Source organism: Enterobacter cloacae complex sp. ECL352 (genome assembly GCF_020149545.1).
Classification (GTDB): domain Bacteria; phylum Pseudomonadota; class Gammaproteobacteria; order Enterobacterales; family Enterobacteriaceae; genus Enterobacter; species Enterobacter asburiae_B.
Window position 1 is genome coordinate 2,001,399 of the sequence record NZ_CP083709.1, and the last position, 16,201, is coordinate 2,017,599.

A 16,201-nucleotide genomic window follows, 5' to 3' on the forward strand; every position below is an offset into this window, starting at 1 on the left:
GTAAACCATGGCATCGTTGATTCAGGTTCGTGACCTGCTGGCACTGCAAGGGCGAATGGAGGCGAAACAGCTGAGCCTCAGCCTGCATACGCCGCAGCCGATGATCGATGCCATGCTGGAAAGACTGGAAGCCATGGGGAAAGCCGTGCGGATTCAGGAAGAAGCGGACGGTTGTCTCTCCGGCAGTTGTAAAAGCTGTCCGGAAGGAAAGGCCTGCCTCAGGGAGTGGTGGACGCTGCGTTAACAAAGCCGGGCATCGCTGCCCGGCTTTATCGTATTACTTGTAGACGTCCGCCGTTGCGCGTACGTTTTTGGTCTGTTTTTCTGCACTGGTGACGACGTAGTACGTTCCGCCCAGCTCATCCGCTTTCTTCGACAGCTCTCTGCGAGCATCCATCGGCGCGGTGGTGTCAGACGTAGAAATCTCACCAATTTTCGTCAGATTCATGCCGGCAACTTTATCTTTTTCCAGCTCTTTTGCCGCAAAGACGCCAAATGACAGTGACCCAATAACCAGAGAAGTGACAATACCTGTAACAAGTTTCATAGCCTGACTCTCCATAGGATTGTTGTTTTGATTATCGTAGGCAGAACAACCGCAACGACATCTGGAGTATGGTTGCGGTGTGTTACTTTTTCCAGGCAGGATAGAAAATAATCAGTCGAAACGTTGACTTAACGCAATCAGCGCTGAACAAAATTCCGTCGGATGAGAGATAAACGGGGCATGTGCGGCTTTGGCAATAATCTGCGATTCACTCTCCGGCCAGAGTGAATCCAGCAGCGGAACCACTTTGCGCGGCACAATCCCGTCGAGGTAACCATAGATACGCAGGTGCGGTACCGTCAGCGCGGCCAGCGGCTCGCGCAGGTCAACCGTTTTCAGGAGCTCAAGTCCGCCGTTTAGCACCTCAACCTCCGGCATCGGCAGCGAAAGCACGGTCTGCTTCAGCGTTCGGGCATCCTTACGCGCGGTGTCAGTGCCCATTGTCTGCAATGCCAGGAACCGCTCTACGGTCCGCTGGAAATCTTCGCTCAGCTGCTGCTGGAAGCCCGCCAGCACGTCAGGCTTGATCCCCGGCCACTCTTCCTGCGCGCTAAAACAGGGCGATGACGCCACCGTCACCAGCGCTTTTACGCGTTCAGGCCGCGACAGCGCAATCTGGCTCGCCACCAGCCCGCCCAGGCTCCAGCCCAGCCAGACCGCGTTTTGCGGCGCAGCGTCCAGAACCTGCTGCGCCATTTCATCAAGCGACAACGCGCCATACCCGCGGCTGCGGCCAAAGCCGGGTAAATCCACCAGATGCAGCGTGAAATGCGAGGCAAGTTCCTCACGTATGCAATGCCATATCTCCGCATTCAGGCCCCATCCGTGCAGCAGCACAAGATGGCAATTTCCTGTCCCTACGGTCTGCCACCACAGCGTCTTCATCAGTTACTGTTCTCTTTTTTCACATGGAGGTTGCACATGCTAACAGTACCCGGCTTGTGCTGGCTATGCCAAATGCCGCTGTCGCTCAGCGGGTGGGGCGTCTGCTCCGTCTGCACGCGATCGCTGCAATGGCGTATCGGGATCTGTCCACAATGTGGTTTACCGGCCACGAACCCCTCGTTGCCCTGTGGCCGCTGCCTGAAAAAATCCCCGCCGTGGAGCGCGCTGGTGGCAGTGGATGATTATGTTCCGCCGCTGAACAGGCTGATCCACGCGCTGAAGTTTTCCGGGCAGAGCTCGCTGGCACAGCCCCTTGCCCGCCTGCTGTTGCTGGCGGTTTTGCAGGCGAGACGTCACCGGGCACTGCCGAAAATTGACATGGTGGTGAATGTCCCTTTATACCGACATCGGCACTGGCGGCGCGGCTATAACCAGAGTGATCTGCTCTGCCGTCCCCTCGCACGGTGGCTCGGCTGCCGGTATGAGGCCCGCGCGCTGACACGCGTTCATGCCACCGCCATCCAGCATCAGCTCAGCGCACGGCTTCGCAAAAGAAACCTCAAAAATGCCTTTCGCCTTGAATTGCCGGTTGACGGTCTCCATATCGCGATTGTGGATGATGTCGTCACCACGGGCAGTACCGTTGCTGAACTTTCCCGACTGCTTTTGCGAAGCGGCGCCGCGTCGGTTCAGGTATGGTGTCTGTGCCGTACCTTGTAGCCCTTCTTCAATGGGCGTATGATTATACCCAGGTAATTTAGTCAACTATTAGGCCAAAGCTATGATCCGTATTTCCGATTCTGCACAAGCGCACTTTGCCAAACTGCTGGCAAATCAGGAAGAAGGGACGCAGATCCGCGTGTTTGTGATTAATCCAGGCACTCCGAATGCAGAATGTGGTGTTTCTTATTGTCCTCCGGATGCTGTGGAAGCGACTGACACTGCCCTTAAATTTGAACAGCTCACCGCCTACGTTGATGAGCTGAGCGCACCGTATCTTGAAGATGCGGAGATCGACTTCGTCACCGATCAGCTGGGTTCTCAGCTGACCCTGAAAGCGCCGAACGCGAAAATGCGTAAAGTGTCTGACGATGCCCCGTTGATGGAGCGCGTTGAGTATCTGCTGCAATCCCAGATCAACCCACAGCTGGCGGGCCACGGCGGTCGTGTTTCCCTGATGGAAATCACCGACGAAGGTTTTGCCATTCTGCAGTTTGGCGGCGGCTGTAACGGCTGCTCAATGGTCGATGTAACGCTGAAAGAAGGGATCGAGAAGCAGCTGCTGAACGAGTTCCCGGAACTGAAAGGCGTGCGTGACCTGACCGAGCACCAGCGCGGCGAGCACTCTTACTACTAATTCAGTATCCGTCTGTATCGCCCGGTGGCGCTGCGCTTACCGGGCCTACAGAAATAGTGAGGTCTGATGCCCTCACCCCCGGCCCTCTCCCACGGGAGAGGGTGAAAACATTAAAAACGGTAACCTCATGGTTACCGTTTTGCGTTTACCTCCCATATGTTGACCTGCGTCTCATAATTCAAATTTAGCCTCCCAGGGTGATTCTCAATCGAGCCATGTTACCCGTATCATTCTCGTGGGCACTCAGCATCCTTATAACAGCCGACTAAACTTAATGGTTTCGAAGGCATCAGTATGAGTGCCGTTAACACTCTGTTCCCAGTTGGGACAATCGGAATTTGTCGTTGAAACAATGACGTTACCCATAACAATTCAAAGGCCAGGTAAATCATGCCATTAGTCATCGTTGCTATCGGTGTTGTGTTATTACTGCTCTTGATGATCCGTTTCAAAATGAACGGATTTATCGCTCTGGTTCTGGTGGCACTTGCAGTCGGTCTGATGCAGGGTATGCCGCTGGTTAAAGTTATCAGTTCCATCAAAGCCGGCGTCGGCGGCACGCTCGGCAGCCTGGCGCTGATCATGGGCTTCGGCGCCATGCTCGGCAAAATGCTGGCAGACTGCGGGGGCGCGCAGCGTATCGCCACCACGCTGATTGCCAAATTTGGCAAGAAGAACATCCAGTGGGCGGTGGTATTAACCGGTTTTACCGTCGGCTTCGCGCTGTTCTATGAAGTGGGCTTCGTGCTGATGCTGCCGCTGGTGTTCACCATCGCGGCTGCGGCAAACATCCCGCTGCTGTATGTCGGTGTGCCAATGGCTGCGGCGCTGTCCGTGACTCACGGCTTCCTGCCGCCGCACCCGGGTCCAACCGCTATCGCAACCATCTTCCACGCGGATATGGGTAAAACCCTGCTGTTCGGTACGATTCTGGCGATCCCAACCGTGATTCTGGCGGGCCCGGTTTATGCCCGCTTCCTGAAAGGCATTGATAAGCCGATTCCGGAAGGTCTGTACAGCGCCAAAACCTTCACCGAAGAAGAGATGCCGGGCTTTGGCGTCAGCGTCTGGACCTCTCTGGTACCGGTGATCCTGATGGCGATGCGTGCCGTGGCGGAGATGATTCTGCCGAAAGGTCATCCGTTCCTGTCCGTTGCAGAATTCCTCGGTGACCCGGTCATGGCAACGCTGATTGCGGTGCTGATCGCGATGTTCACCTTCGGCCTGAACCGCGGCCGTTCTATGGATCAGATCAACGACACGCTGACCTCTTCCATCAAAATCATTGCCATGATGCTTCTGATCATCGGCGGTGGCGGTGCATTCAAGCAGGTTCTGGTCGACAGCGGCGTGGATAAATACATCGCTGCCATGATGCATGAAACCAACGTATCGCCGCTCCTGATGGCCTGGTCTATTGCCGCGGTTCTGCGTATTGCGCTGGGTTCTGCGACCGTTGCAGCGATCACCGCGGGCGGTATCGTTGCCCCGCTGATTGCGACCACGGGTGTTAGCCCTGAGCTGATGGTTATCGCCGTCGGTTCCGGTAGCGTGATTTTCTCTCACGTTAACGACCCTGGCTTCTGGCTGTTCAAGGAGTACTTCAACCTGACGATCGGTGAAACCATCAAGTCCTGGTCCGCGCTGGAAACCATTATTTCGGTGTGCGGTCTGGTCGGGGTACTGCTGTTGAATATGGTGGTTTGATGTAAAAAAGCCGGGTGGCGCTGACGCTTACCCGGCCTACATTCTATTCCCTCTCCCAGAGGGAGAGGGTTAGGGTGAAACTACCGCTTCTTGCCCACCGCTCTTCTGCGCTTGTCTAAATCCTTAATCAGCTTGTTCACCCCGTCATCAGCAAACATCTTCTCAAGCGTTGTGGACAGCTTGCGACGCCAGTTCTTGTACTGATAGCTGGTGCCCGGAATGTTCACCGGCTCCGCCATATCAATCCAGTCTTCCGGCTGCAGGCCCAGCAGGGCGCTGTTGCTGTCGGCAATATAGCGCTGCAAGCCGCGATTGAGGGTAGCGGTCATCGACATCAATGACGCCTTATGTCCGGCACGTTTCGGCAGACAGCCCTGCTTGTGCAGCGCATCCAGCAGCCCCTGTTTGGAGAGCTCGCGATCCTGATACAGGCCGCGCAAAACCTCTTCATCTGGATACAGTCCCAGCGTTTTGCCGAGCGTCAGATCGCCGCTTTCCCAATAGCCACGAAGCGTAGGAAGGTCATGCGTCGTCGCGACTGCCATTGACTGTTCAGGGTACGCTTTCGGCGCGCGGAAGGTTTTCTCATGGTCGTTTTCAAAATAGAGCACTTTATAGGAGTAGACGCCGCTGTCGCGGAGCTTGCTGACAATTTCCACCGGCACGGTACCGAGATCTTCACCGATCACCATGCACTGGTGACGTTTACTTTCCAGGGCCAGGATCGACAGCAGATCGTCAACCGGATACTGCACGTACGCCCCGTGATCGGCCGTTTCACCGTACGGGATCCACCACAGACGCAGCACGGACATCACGTGGTCGATACGCAGCGCGCCGCAGTTCTGCATGTTCGCGCGCAGCAGGTCGATGAACGGCTCGTAGGCGCGCGACGCCATGACGTGCGGATCCATCGGCGGCAACCCCCAGTTCTGACCGAGCGGCCCAAGAATATCCGGCGGCGCGCCGACGGAAGCTTTCAGACAGTAAAGCTCACGGTCGCACCAGGTTTCCGCGCCGCCCTCTGCCACGCCGACGGCCAGATCGCGATACAGGCCGATCGGCATCTTATAGCCCTGGCTCACCTGCCAGCAGGCGGCAAACTGGCTGTACGCCAGCCACTGCAGCCACAGGTAGAAGTCCACTTCATCGGCATATTTTTTACAGAACGCTTTTACTTCAGGCGTGTCGACGGACTGATACGCTTCCGGCCAGACCGGCCAGCCCCAGCGCATTTCGTCCTCCTTCACCTGATACGCGTGCAGCGCATCAAACGCCGCCTGCCAGTACAGGCTCTCGCCCTCCTGCGTTACAAACTGGCGGAACGCGGCCATCTGCTCGTCATCGCGCTGCGAAAAGCCTTTCCACGCCAGACGCAGCGCGGCCATTTTCAGCGCCGTGACGGTGGAATAGTCCACCCAGTCCGCGTCGCGCGCCTGCTTCAGGGCCTGCTGCGTGGTGCTGAGTTTCCACCACGCCTGCGCCTCTTTGCTGTTTTTGAAATCATCTAACGCGTTAACGTCGATATAAATCACGTTCAGCCAGCGACGGGACGACGGGCTGTACGGGCTGGCGCTCTCCGGGTTGGCCGGATAGAGCGCGTGGATCGGGTTGAGCCCGATAAACGCGCCGCCGCGCTCGCCCACATCCACCAGCATCTTTTTCAGATCGCCAAAATCACCGATGCCCCAGTTGCTGTCGGAGCGCAGCGTATAGAGCTGCACGCAGGCGCCCCACAGCTTTTTACCCTCGAGCAACGCCTGCGGCTCGTAGCAGCGTTTTGGCGCGACGATCACCCGGCAGTGGAAACGACGATCGTCCTGGGTGAGCGTTAAGGTGTGATACCCCTCCGGCAGCTTCGCCGGAAGGTTTAACGTTTTGCCGCCGGTGGCGTGGCCTTTGTGCTGATGCCCCTCTTCGGTGGTAAGCAGCCAGCTAAACTCGCCGCGCCCCTCCACCGCCAGCGGCATCTTTTTGCCTGCGGTGAACACCTTCACGTTCGGCACCGGCGCAACCGACGCTTTCGCGTCGGCTTTGTGCATGGCATCCAGCAAACGTCTTTTGGTGTCGGCGCCAATAGACTGCGGTTTGCCGTGCGCATTAATGTAACTGAGGCTGATCCCCGCCGCCTGCGCGGCGCTGTCCAGACGTTTACTCTCCATCGCGCTTCCTTAGCGTTTTGCCTGCCAGATACGGGCCTGATAATCACGGATTGAACGGTCAGAGCTGAACATACCGCAGCGGGCGGTGTTCAGAATGCACGCGCGGGTCCATGCTTCCTGGTCGCGATACAGCACGTCGACCTGCTTTTGCGCTTCAACGTAGGCCGTGAAGTCCGCCATCACCAGATACGGGTCACCGCCGTGTTTGTCCATGCTGTGCAGCATCTGGTCAAACGCGTGCTTGTCGCCGTCGCTGTATTTACCGCTTTCCAGCTCCTTCAGCACCGCATCAAGCACTTTGTCTTTCTTACGCCATTTCACCGGGTCATAGCCTTTGGCCTTGATGGCCTTCACCTCTTCCACGGTATGGCCGAAGATAAAGATATTCTCTTCACCGACCTTCTCGGCGATTTCGACGTTTGCCCCGTCGAGCGTACCGACGGTCAGCGCGCCGTTCAGCGCCAGCTTCATGTTGCCGGTACCGGACGCTTCTTTACCTGCCGTCGAGATCTGCTCGGAAATATCCGCCGCCGGGATCAGCATTTCAGCCGCCGAGACGCAGTAGTCCGGCAGGAACACCACCTTCAGCTTGTCGCCCACTTTCGGATCGCTGTTGATCGCCGCCGCCACTTTATTGATGGCGAGGATAATGTTTTTCGCCAGGTAGTAGCCCGGCGCCGCTTTCGCACCGAACAGGAACACGCGCGGCACGCGGTCGGCCTGCGGGTTCTCGCGGATCTCTTTGTACAGCGCCAGAATGTGCAGCAGGTTCAGGTGCTGGCGTTTGTACTCGTGCAGGCGTTTGATCTGGATATCGAAAATGGCATTCGGGTTGATCTCAATCCCGGTACGCACTTTCACAAACTCCGCCAGGCGAACCTTGTTCTCCAGCTTGATCGCGCGGTACTGCTCGCGGAACTTCGCGTCGTCAGCCTGTTTTTCCAGGTTGATGAGCTGGTCCAGATCGTTGGCCCACTCTTTCTTCAGGGTCTTGTCCAGCAGACCGGCCAGCAGCGGGTTGCACTGCTTGATCCAGCGACGCGGCGTGATGCCGTTGGTCACGTTGTGGAATTTGGTCGGCCAAAGCTGGTGGTATTCCGGGAAGAGATCTTTGACCACCAGATCCGAGTGCAGCGCCGCCACGCCGTTCACCGCAAAGCCGCTGACCACGCACATGTTCGCCATGCGCACCTGCTTGTCATGCACAACCGCCAGCTTCGCCCAGACCGCTTTGTTGCCTGGCCAGGTTTTATCCACCAGGGTTTTAAACTGGTCGTTAATCTTGTTGATGATCTGCATGTGGCGCGGCAGCAGCGTTTTCACCAGCTTCTCATCCCAGCACTCGAGCGCTTCTGGCATCAGGGTGTGGTTGGTGTAGGCAAAGGTACGGCTGGTGATGGCCCAGGCGTCATCCCAGCTCAGCTGGTGCTCGTCGATCAGCACGCGCAGCAGTTCCGGGATCGCAATCGTCGGGTGCGTGTCGTTGAGCTGAATCACTTCGAAGTCCGGCAGCTGCGCCAGCTTGCGGCCCGCCAGATGATGGCGACGCAGAATGTCCGCCACGGAGCAGGCGCACTGGAAGTACTGCTGCATCAGGCGCAGCTTTTTACCGGCCAGGTGGTTGTCGTTCGGGTAGAGGACTTTGGTCAGCTTCTCGGCGTCGATGCCCTGCTGCTCGGCGCGCAGGAAATCGCCGTCGTTGAATTTGGTCAGGTTAAACGGATGCGCGTGCTTCGCCTGCCACAGACGCAGCGGCTGCGCCACGCCGTTACGGTAGCCGAGCACCGGCAGATCCCAGGCTTCACCGGTAATGGTGAACGCCGGTTCCCAGAGCCCCTGCTTTGTCACTTTCCCGCCAATGCCGACCTGCACATCCAGCTGCGCGTTGTGGCGGAACCACGGATAGGTATTGCGATGCCAGTCGTCCGGCGCTTCCATCTGATGGCCATCGGCAAACGACTGACGGAACAAGCCATACTGATAGTTCAGGCCATAGCCAATCGCCGACTGGCCGACGGTCGCCATGGAGTCGAGGAAACAGGCCGCCAGACGTCCCAGACCGCCGTTGCCCAGCGCCGGGTCAATCTCTTCTTCCAGCAGGTCGGTCAGGTTAATGTCGTGTTCTTTAAGGACGTCACCAACGTCCTGATACCAGCCGAGGTTCAACAGGTTGTTGCCCGTCAGGCGGCCAATCAGGAATTCCATTGAAATGTAGTTTACATGGCGCTGGTTCTTCACCGGCTTTGCCAAAGGTTGAGCATCCAGCTGTTCTGCGAGCGCACCGCTCACGGCCTGCCACCACTGGTGAGGCGTCATCTCGTTTGCAGCATGAAGGCCAAAACGCTGCCACTGACGCGTCAGGGCAGCCTGGAATTGAGCTTTGTTGAAGGTAGGCTGTGACATAGGGGATCGGCATCCTTTAGAAAGAAAACACAAGTTGGCGCTAGTGTGCCTGGCTCATTTCCCCTCTTCCTCCTCCTGTGGGGGATTAGACAGGGAGGAGTAGCGGGGATGAGCATAAAAGTGTGATCGAGGCCACTCTCAGAGCATAGTTCGAGTGTGCCCGGAAGATAAAAAAGTAACCGGGGAGAATGTCAAAGAAATGAAATGCAGTTTCGGGTGAAATTAATCCGTTCTGAAATGATTACTTACGTAGAATAATAATTTAGCCATCGGGACAGATCTCAAAAGACTATTACTCTCACTCAACTTTACCCGCACTTTATTAAATTTGACGTCATTATACCTTTCTGAAACCAGTTTCAGCGCAGCGGCAATGTATACAGACAAACCAGCAGTGACGCGGCGTTACGGCCCTTTCGAGAAAGTTCCAACATTTGCCTGAATGTTTTGTGACAGAGTGCAAATTCAGAACCACAAAACCCAGACATAGCTTGCAATAGTTCTCTTTCTGTTCGACCTTATATCGTATTAATTACGAAGCGCAAAAAAAATAAAATCTCTCGTTCCCCACAGTGAAGTGAAACCTATGTTGATTCCGTCTAAATTAAGTCGCCCGGTTCGTCTTGACCATACAGTGGTCCGCGAGCGTCTGTTGGCTAAACTTTCCGGCGCGCATAATTTCCGACTGGCGCTGGTTACGAGCCCTGCAGGCTATGGAAAAACAACGCTCATTTCGCAATGGGCCGCGGGTAAAAGCGATCTTGGCTGGTACTCCCTCGACGAGGGCGATAACCAGCAGGAGCGTTTTGCCAGCTATCTGATTGCCGCCATACAGCAAGCCACCCATGGACACTGCGTCGCCAGTGAGGTGATGGTGCAAAAGCGCCAGTACGCCAGCCTGTCCTCCCTTTTCTCTCAGCTGTTTATCGAACTGGCCGAATGGCATCGCCCGCTCTACGTGGTGATTGATGATTACCATCTCATCACGAATCCGGTGATTCATGAATCGATGCGTTTCTTCCTGCGCCATCAGCCGGAAAACCTGACTTTAGTGGTGCTGTCACGCAACCTGCCGCAGTTGGGTATTGCCAACCTGCGCGTGCGCGATCAGCTTCTGGAAGTGGGCAGCCAGCAGCTGGCCTTTACCCACCAGGAAGCGAAACAGTTCTTTGACTGCCGCCTGACATCACCGATTGAGGCCGCCGAGAGCAGCCGTCTGTGTGATGACGTTGCCGGCTGGGCCACGGCGCTGCAGCTCATCGCGCTCTCTGCCCGACAAAACAACAGTCCGGCGCATCAGTCTGCGCGGCGTCTGGCGGGCATCAATGCCAGTCACCTTTCCGACTATCTGGTGGATGAGGTACTGGACAGCGTCGATCCCTCGACGCGTAATTTCCTGCTGAAAAGCTCGCTGCTGCGTTCCATGAACGATGCGCTCATCGTACGCGTAACGGGCTGTGAAAACGGTCAGCTGCAGCTCGAAGAGATTGAACGTCAGGGCCTTTTCCTGACGCGCATGGACGATCCCGGCGAGTGGTTTAGCTATCACCCGCTGTTTGGCAGCTTCCTGCGCCAGCGCTGTCAGTGGGAACTGGCGGTTGAACTGCCGGAGATCCACCGCGCCGCTGCCGAAAGCTGGATGGCGCAAGGCTTCCCGAGCGAGGCCATCCACCACGCGCTGGCCGCCGGTGATGCCAGCATGCTGCGCGATATCCTCCTCAACCATGCGTGGGGCCTGTTTAACCACAGCGAACTGACCCTGCTGGAAGAGTCCCTCAAAGCCCTGCCGTGGGAAAGCCTGCTGGAGAACCCGCGTCTGGTGCTGCTACAGGCCTGGCTGATGCAGAGCCAGCACCGCTACAGCGAAGTGAACACCCTGCTGGCGCGCGCCGAGCAGGAGATGGAAAGCGAAATGGATACCACCCTGCACGGCGAGTTCAACGCGCTGCGCGCTCAGGTGGCCATTAACGACGGCGACCCGGACGAAGCTGAACGGCTGGCGATGGTCGCGCTGGATGAACTGCCGCTGGCTAACTTCTACAGCCGCATCGTGGCGACCTCTGTGCACGGTGAAGTGCTGCACTGCAAAGGCGACCTCACCCGTTCCCTTTCACTGATGCAGCAAACCGAACAGATGGCGCGTCGACATGATGTCTGGCATTACGCGCTGTGGAGCCTGATCCAACAGAGCGAGATTTTATTCGCGCAGGGGTTCCTGCAGGCCGCCTGGGAAAACCAGGAAAAAGCGTTCCAGCTGATTCGTGAACAGCACCTGGAACAGCTGCCGATGCACGAGTTCCTGTTGCGTATTCGCGCTCAGCTGCTGTGGGCATGGTCGCGTCTGGATGAAGCAGAAAGCTGCGCCCGCCAGGGTGTGGATGTCCTTTCCAGCTTCCAGCCTCAGCAGCAGCTGCAGTGTCTGGCGCTGCTGGTACAGTGCTCGCTGGCGCGCGGCGATCTCGATAACGCCCGCAACCATCTGAACCGCCTGGAGAACCTGCTCGGCAACGGTCAGTATCACAGCGACTGGGTCTCAAACGCCGATAAGGTCCGGGTGATTTACTGGCAGATGACCGGCGATAAAAAATCCGCCGCCAACTGGCTGCGTCAGACGCCAAAACCCGAATTTGCGAACAACCACTTCCTGCAGAGCCAGTGGCGCAACATTGCCCGCGCGCAGATCCTGCTCGGTGAATTAGAGCCCGCAGAGATTGTGCTGGAAGAGCTGAACGAGAACGCGCGCAGCCTGCGTCTGATGAGCGACCTGAACCGCAACCTGCTGCTGCTGAACCAGCTTTACTGGCAGGCGGGTCGTAAAAACGATGCCCAGCGCGTGCTGCTGGAAGCGCTGCAGCTGGCTAACCGCACCGGCTTTATCAGCCACTTTGTGATTGAAGGTGAAGTGATGGCGCAGCAGCTGCGTCAGCTTATTCAGCTCAACACGCTGCCGGAGCTGGACCAGCATCGCGCCCAGCGCATTCTGCGCGAGATTAACCAGCATCATCGACACAAGTTCGCGCATTTTGATGAGAACTTCGTTGAACGTCTGCTGAACCACCCGGAAGTGCCGGAGCTTATCCGCACCAGTCCGCTCACCCAGCGCGAATGGCAGGTTCTGGGTCTGATCTATTCAGGCTACAGCAACGAGCAGATTGCCGGTGAGCTTGCGGTGGCGGCGACCACCATCAAAACGCATATCCGCAATCTGTATCAGAAGTTGGGCGTGGCGCATCGTCAGGATGCGGTGCAGCATGCGCAGCAGCTGTTGAAGATGATGGGGTATGGCGTGTAGGACCTCTGCGGTCTGATGCCCTCACCCCGGCCCTCTCCCACAGGGAGAGGGAGAACGGCTTTTCAACACAACTCTAACTGCAAATTATTATCTTTAATCACCTGCATCACGCCCGCCGGCGGCATCACGTCGGTATAAACAGCATCCACCATGCTGATGCTGCCCATGTTTACCATCGCATTTCGGCCAAACTTCGAATGGTCTACCACCAGCATCACGTGACGTGAGTTCTCAATAATCGCGCGCTTGGTGCGCACCTCGTGATAATCAAACTCCAGCAGCGAGCCGTCGCTGTCGATGCCGCTGATCCCGAGAATGCCGAAGTCGAGGCGGAACTGAGAGATAAAATCGAGGGTCGCTTCGCCGATAATCCCGCCGTCGCGGCTGCGCAGTTCGCCGCCCGCGAGGATGATGCGGAAGTCATCTTTCTGCATCAGGGTATTGGCCACGTTCAGGTTGTTCGTGACCACGCGCAGGTTCTCGTGATCCAGCAGCGCATGGGCGACCGCTTCCGGCGTGGTGCCGATATCAATAAACAGCGTCGCCCCGTTCGGGATCTGGCTGGCGACCTTGCGGGCAATGCGCTCTTTCTCTGCCGTCTGCGTGGCTTTACGGTCATGCCAGGAGGTATTGACCGAACTGGACGGTAGCGCCGCCCCGCCGTGGTGGCGAAGAATGCGGTTCTGATCGGCCAGGTCGTTCAGGTCACGACGGATGGTTTGCGGGCTGACGGCAAACTGCTCCACCAGCTCTTCGGTGCTGACGTATCCCTGTTTTTTTACCAGTTCGATAATAGCGTCATGACGTTGTGTTTGTTTCATCAATTATCCCTGAGAATTATGTTCGTTTTCGCGCATGGAGCGTGTCGGCAAAGGCCATCGCCAGCCCCACGGCCAGCCCGGCGACGTGTGCACCGTTGGCGATAGACATACCAAACAGATCAAACCATCCGGCAATTAGCCATATTAACGCAAAGGTTATTAATCCGCGCTGCAGATAGATGCCGCTTTCCGGATCGCGCTCCCCGCGAAGCCAGACATAGCCCATCAGGGCATACACGACGCCCGACAGCCCGCCGAACCACGGCCCGCTGAACTTGTGCTGCACATAGCCGCTCAGCAGGGCGCTGATAAGGGTGATAACGATCAGCTTGCCGCTGCCCAGACGCTTTTCAACAGCGCCGCCGAGATACCACCACCAGAGCAGGTTGAAGAGGATATGCATCACCGAGAAGTGCATCAGCGCGTGGCTAAAGTAGCGCCAGACGTCAAACTCAAGAGACGGGTCATAGGGCCAGGCCAGGGCAATCATCACGCTCTGGTCGCCCACCACGTTCATGATAATGAAGACGATAATGCAGGCCGCCATCAGCAGCAGCGTAAACGGGCCCGCGCGTTCGCGGATGGTGGTAAGGAAGGGAAAACGGCTGTAGTGCAGTCCGCTGTCGGTCTGCCCGGACTGCCAGCTGGCCGCCAGATAGCGCGGGTCGCCGGGGTTCTCAAGAAAACGCGCCAGCTCTTCGTTTACGCGCGCGGCCTGGCTCTCGTCGGCCAGCCAGACGTCGGTCTGCGTATGTTGCTGAATGGTCAGAATAACGCCCTGCGTCGCCATATAGTCGACAAACGCCTGGGCGACGCGCGGGTTGGTAAAAGAAGTGATCATCAACATGGGCAGCGGTCGCTTATTTCCACACAAAAGGGGACAGTATAGCGGGATCAGCGCTCAAAAGCGTATTCCACTTCTGCCGGGAAATGACGATGCCAGGCATCGAAACCGCCGTCGACGCTGTATACCGCGTCGTAGCCCTGCTGAAGCAGATACTGCGCCGCGCCTTTGCTGCTGTTGCCGTGGTAGCACATGACCATCACCGGCGTCTCGAAGTCGTTATCGCGCATAAACGCGCCCAGCGTGTCGTTAGTGAGATGAAACGCGCCCGGCGTGTGGCCCATCGCAAAACTCTGCGGATCGCGGATGTCCACCAGCACCGCTTTTCCCTGGTGCATCTTCTGGTGGGCTTCTTCTACGTTAATACATTCAAACTGATCCATGGTGTTCTCATCTTATATTCAGGTGTGGTGCGTTTTTCCCCTCACCCTACCCTCTCCCGGAGGGAGAGGAAAACGGATCCCCTTCTCCCCGTGGGAGAGGGCTGGGGTGAGGGCATCAGACCGCACTATTTTACCCCGTAGTGTACGTCCTGGCGGCGGGTAAACGCCATTATGTTATCCATATCACTCTAAATTGTTTTTTTGATGTTACCAAAAGCGCGTTCCTTTGCTATTATGAGCGATATCGAACATTTCTGAGCTTTAACGAAAGTGCATGAGGGTGTTATGGAAACCAAAGATCTGATTGTGATAGGCGGTGGCATCAACGGTGCCGGTATTGCGGTCGATGCCGCAGGACGCGGTTTATCCGTACTGATGCTGGAAGCTAACGACCTCGCCTGCGCGACGTCGTCCGCCAGCTCCAAACTGATTCACGGTGGCCTGCGCTACCTGGAACACTATGAATTCCGCCTGGTCAGTGAAGCACTGGCCGAACGTGAAGTGCTGTTGAAAATGGCCCCGCATCTGGCGATTCCGATGCGCTTCCGCCTGCCCCATCGCCCGCATCTGCGTCCGGCGTGGATGATCCGAATCGGTCTGTTTATGTACGATCATCTGGGTAAACGCACCAGCCTCCCGGGTTCGACAGGTTTGCGTTTTGGCTCAGAATCGGTCCTTAAGCCTGAAATCGTGCGCGGTTTCGAATATTCCGACTGCTGGGTGGACGATGCGCGTCTGGTGCTGGCGAATGCCCAGATGGTCGAGAAGAAAGGTGGCGAGGTGAAAACCCGTACCCGCGCGACCGCTGCCCGTCGTGAAAACGGCCTGTGGATTGTGGAAGCGGAAGATATCGATACCGGCGAGAAATTCAGCTGGAAAGCGCGCGGCCTGGTGAACGCTACCGGCCCGTGGGTGAAGCAGTTCTTCGACGACGGCATGCATCTGCCTTCGCCGTACGGCATTCGCCTGATCAAGGGCAGCCACATTGTGGTACCGCGCGTGCATACCCAGAAGCAGGCCTACATTCTGCAGAACGAAGACAAGCGCATCGTGTTTGTGATCCCGTGGATGGACGAATTCTCGATCATCGGTACCACCGACGTGGAGTACAAAGGCGATCCGAAGAACGTCGAGATCGACGAGAGCGAAGTGAACTACCTGCTCAAAGTGTATAACGCGCACTTCAGGAAGCAGCTGTCACGCGACGACGTGGTCTGGACCTACTCCGGCGTGCGTCCGCTATGTGATGATGAGTCTGACTCACCGCAGGCGATTACCCGCGACTACACGCTCGATATTCACGACGTTGACGGTCAGGCGCCGCTGCTTTCCGTGTTTGGCGGCAAGCTGACCACCTACCGCAAGCTGGCCGAGCACGCGCTGGAAAAACTGGCGCCGTACTATAAAGGCATTGGCCCGGCGTGGACCAAAGGCGCGGTACTGCCCGGCGGTGATATCGGCGACAATCGCGATGATTACGCCGCGAAGCTGCGCCGTCGCTTCCCGTTCATCACCGAAGGGATGGCGCGCCACTATGCCCGCACCTACGGCAGCAATACCGAGCTTTTCCTGGCCGACGCGAAGGACATTGCGGATCTGGGCGAACATTTCGGCCACGAGCTGTACGAAGCCGAGCTGCGCTACCTGGTTGAGCACGAGTGGGTTCGTCGTCTGGATGATGCTATCTGGCGTCGTACCAAAGAAGGGATGTGGCTCAACGCCGAACAGCAGTCTCGCGTGGCGCAGTGGTTACAGCAGAATGCGGGGAAGCGTGAGCTGTCGCTGGCGTCTTGATGCGAT

13 protein-coding genes are annotated in these 16,201 nt (G+C 57.2%); 6 read left to right on the plus strand and 7 right to left on the minus strand.

The window, feature by feature from the left end:
* The first annotated feature begins 7 nt into the window (after positions 1 to 7).
* Positions 8 to 244 (plus strand): [Fe-S]-dependent transcriptional repressor FeoC, encoded by a 237-nt coding sequence (feoC, locus tag LBF07_RS09875; RefSeq protein WP_048976275.1) that lies wholly within the window; start codon positions 8 to 10, stop codon positions 242 to 244.
* 33 nt (positions 245 to 277) lie between these two features.
* Here the strand turns inward: feoC and LBF07_RS09880 are convergent, their stop codons facing one another.
* Positions 278 to 547 (minus strand): YdgH/BhsA/McbA-like domain containing protein, encoded by a 270-nt coding sequence (locus LBF07_RS09880; protein ID WP_033146824.1) that lies wholly within the window; start codon positions 545 to 547, stop codon positions 278 to 280.
* Between the two features lie 111 nt (positions 548 to 658).
* On the minus strand, positions 659 to 1,432 hold the full coding sequence (bioH, locus tag LBF07_RS09885; protein WP_045888430.1) for a pimeloyl-ACP methyl ester esterase BioH: 774 nt from the start codon (positions 1,430 to 1,432) through the stop codon (positions 659 to 661).
* 36 nt (positions 1,433 to 1,468) lie between these two features.
* On the opposite strand from bioH, the gene gntX reads away from it, so the two are divergent.
* The 3 genes from gntX (at position 1,469) to gntT (ending at position 4,496) form a co-directional block, all read left to right on the plus strand.
* The gene (gene gntX, locus LBF07_RS09890; RefSeq protein WP_094934886.1) at positions 1,469 to 2,152 is read left to right on the plus strand and encodes a DNA utilization protein GntX; all 684 of its coding nucleotides are present in this window, start codon (positions 1,469 to 1,471) and stop codon (positions 2,150 to 2,152) included.
* 61 nt (positions 2,153 to 2,213) lie between these two features.
* Positions 2,214 to 2,789 (plus strand): Fe-S biogenesis protein NfuA, encoded by a 576-nt coding sequence (gene nfuA, locus LBF07_RS09895; protein WP_008503055.1) that lies wholly within the window; start codon positions 2,214 to 2,216, stop codon positions 2,787 to 2,789.
* A 390-nt stretch (positions 2,790 to 3,179) separates the two neighbouring features.
* Positions 3,180 to 4,496, plus strand: a complete 1,317-nt coding sequence (gntT, locus tag LBF07_RS09900; RefSeq protein ID WP_039263070.1) for a gluconate transporter — start codon at positions 3,180 to 3,182, stop codon at positions 4,494 to 4,496.
* 80 nt (positions 4,497 to 4,576) lie between these two features.
* On the opposite strand, the gene malQ is transcribed toward gntT, so the two are convergent.
* Complete coding sequence (gene malQ, locus LBF07_RS09905) at positions 4,577 to 6,658, minus strand: 4-alpha-glucanotransferase (protein WP_094934885.1); 2,082 nt, start codon at positions 6,656 to 6,658, stop codon at positions 4,577 to 4,579.
* A 9-nt stretch (positions 6,659 to 6,667) separates the two neighbouring features.
* Positions 6,668 to 9,061, minus strand: a complete 2,394-nt coding sequence (malP, locus tag LBF07_RS09910) for a maltodextrin phosphorylase (protein WP_033146829.1) — start codon at positions 9,059 to 9,061, stop codon at positions 6,668 to 6,670.
* Positions 9,062 to 9,647: 586 nt separating this feature from the next.
* Here malP and malT point away from each other — a divergent pair.
* A complete protein-coding gene (gene malT, locus LBF07_RS09915; RefSeq protein ID WP_029742188.1) occupies positions 9,648 to 12,353 on the plus strand; it encodes an HTH-type transcriptional regulator MalT in 2,706 nt (901 codons plus the stop codon).
* A 62-nt stretch (positions 12,354 to 12,415) separates the two neighbouring features.
* Here the strand turns inward: malT and LBF07_RS09920 are convergent, their stop codons facing one another.
* The 3 genes from LBF07_RS09920 to glpE are packed head-to-tail and all read right to left on the minus strand — an operon-like array spanning position 12,416 to position 14,401.
* Entirely contained in the window at positions 12,416 to 13,174 is a 759-nt protein-coding gene (locus LBF07_RS09920) for a DeoR/GlpR family transcriptional regulator (protein ID WP_008503060.1), read from the minus strand.
* 16 nt (positions 13,175 to 13,190) lie between these two features.
* Positions 13,191 to 14,021 (minus strand): rhomboid family intramembrane serine protease GlpG, encoded by an 831-nt coding sequence (glpG, locus tag LBF07_RS09925; RefSeq protein WP_087823634.1) that lies wholly within the window; start codon positions 14,019 to 14,021, stop codon positions 13,191 to 13,193.
* Between the two features lie 47 nt (positions 14,022 to 14,068).
* Positions 14,069 to 14,401: a thiosulfate sulfurtransferase GlpE gene (gene glpE / locus LBF07_RS09930; RefSeq protein ID WP_006177908.1), complete on the minus strand. Its 333-nt coding sequence runs from the start codon at positions 14,399 to 14,401 to the stop codon at positions 14,069 to 14,071.
* Between the two features lie 285 nt (positions 14,402 to 14,686).
* Here glpE and glpD point away from each other — a divergent pair, with 285 nt between their 5' ends.
* Positions 14,687 to 16,195 (plus strand): glycerol-3-phosphate dehydrogenase, encoded by a 1,509-nt coding sequence (gene glpD, locus LBF07_RS09935; protein WP_094934884.1) that lies wholly within the window; start codon positions 14,687 to 14,689, stop codon positions 16,193 to 16,195.
* Positions 16,196 to 16,201: the final 6 nt, after the last annotated feature.

Coding starts and splice junctions, on each gene's coding strand:
- feoC (WP_048976275.1), top strand. CDS start 8: ATGGCATCGTTGATTCAGGTTCGTGACCTGCTGGCACTGCAAGGGCGA.
- LBF07_RS09880 (WP_033146824.1), bottom strand. CDS start 547: ATGAAACTTGTTACAGGTATTGTCACTTCTCTGGTTATTGGGTCACTG.
- bioH (WP_045888430.1), bottom strand. CDS start 1,432: ATGAAGACGCTGTGGTGGCAGACCGTAGGGACAGGAAATTGCCATCTT.
- gntX (WP_094934886.1), top strand. CDS start 1,469: ATGCTAACAGTACCCGGCTTGTGCTGGCTATGCCAAATGCCGCTGTCG.
- nfuA (WP_008503055.1), top strand. CDS start 2,214: ATGATCCGTATTTCCGATTCTGCACAAGCGCACTTTGCCAAACTGCTG.
- gntT (WP_039263070.1), top strand. CDS start 3,180: ATGCCATTAGTCATCGTTGCTATCGGTGTTGTGTTATTACTGCTCTTG.
- malQ (WP_094934885.1), bottom strand. CDS start 6,658: ATGGAGAGTAAACGTCTGGACAGCGCCGCGCAGGCGGCGGGGATCAGC.
- malP (WP_033146829.1), bottom strand. CDS start 9,061: ATGTCACAGCCTACCTTCAACAAAGCTCAATTCCAGGCTGCCCTGACG.
- malT (WP_029742188.1), top strand. CDS start 9,648: ATGTTGATTCCGTCTAAATTAAGTCGCCCGGTTCGTCTTGACCATACA.
- LBF07_RS09920 (WP_008503060.1), bottom strand. CDS start 13,174: ATGAAACAAACACAACGTCATGACGCTATTATCGAACTGGTAAAAAAA.
- glpG (WP_087823634.1), bottom strand. CDS start 14,021: ATGTTGATGATCACTTCTTTTACCAACCCGCGCGTCGCCCAGGCGTTT.
- glpE (WP_006177908.1), bottom strand. CDS start 14,401: ATGGATCAGTTTGAATGTATTAACGTAGAAGAAGCCCACCAGAAGATG.
- glpD (WP_094934884.1), top strand. CDS start 14,687: ATGGAAACCAAAGATCTGATTGTGATAGGCGGTGGCATCAACGGTGCC.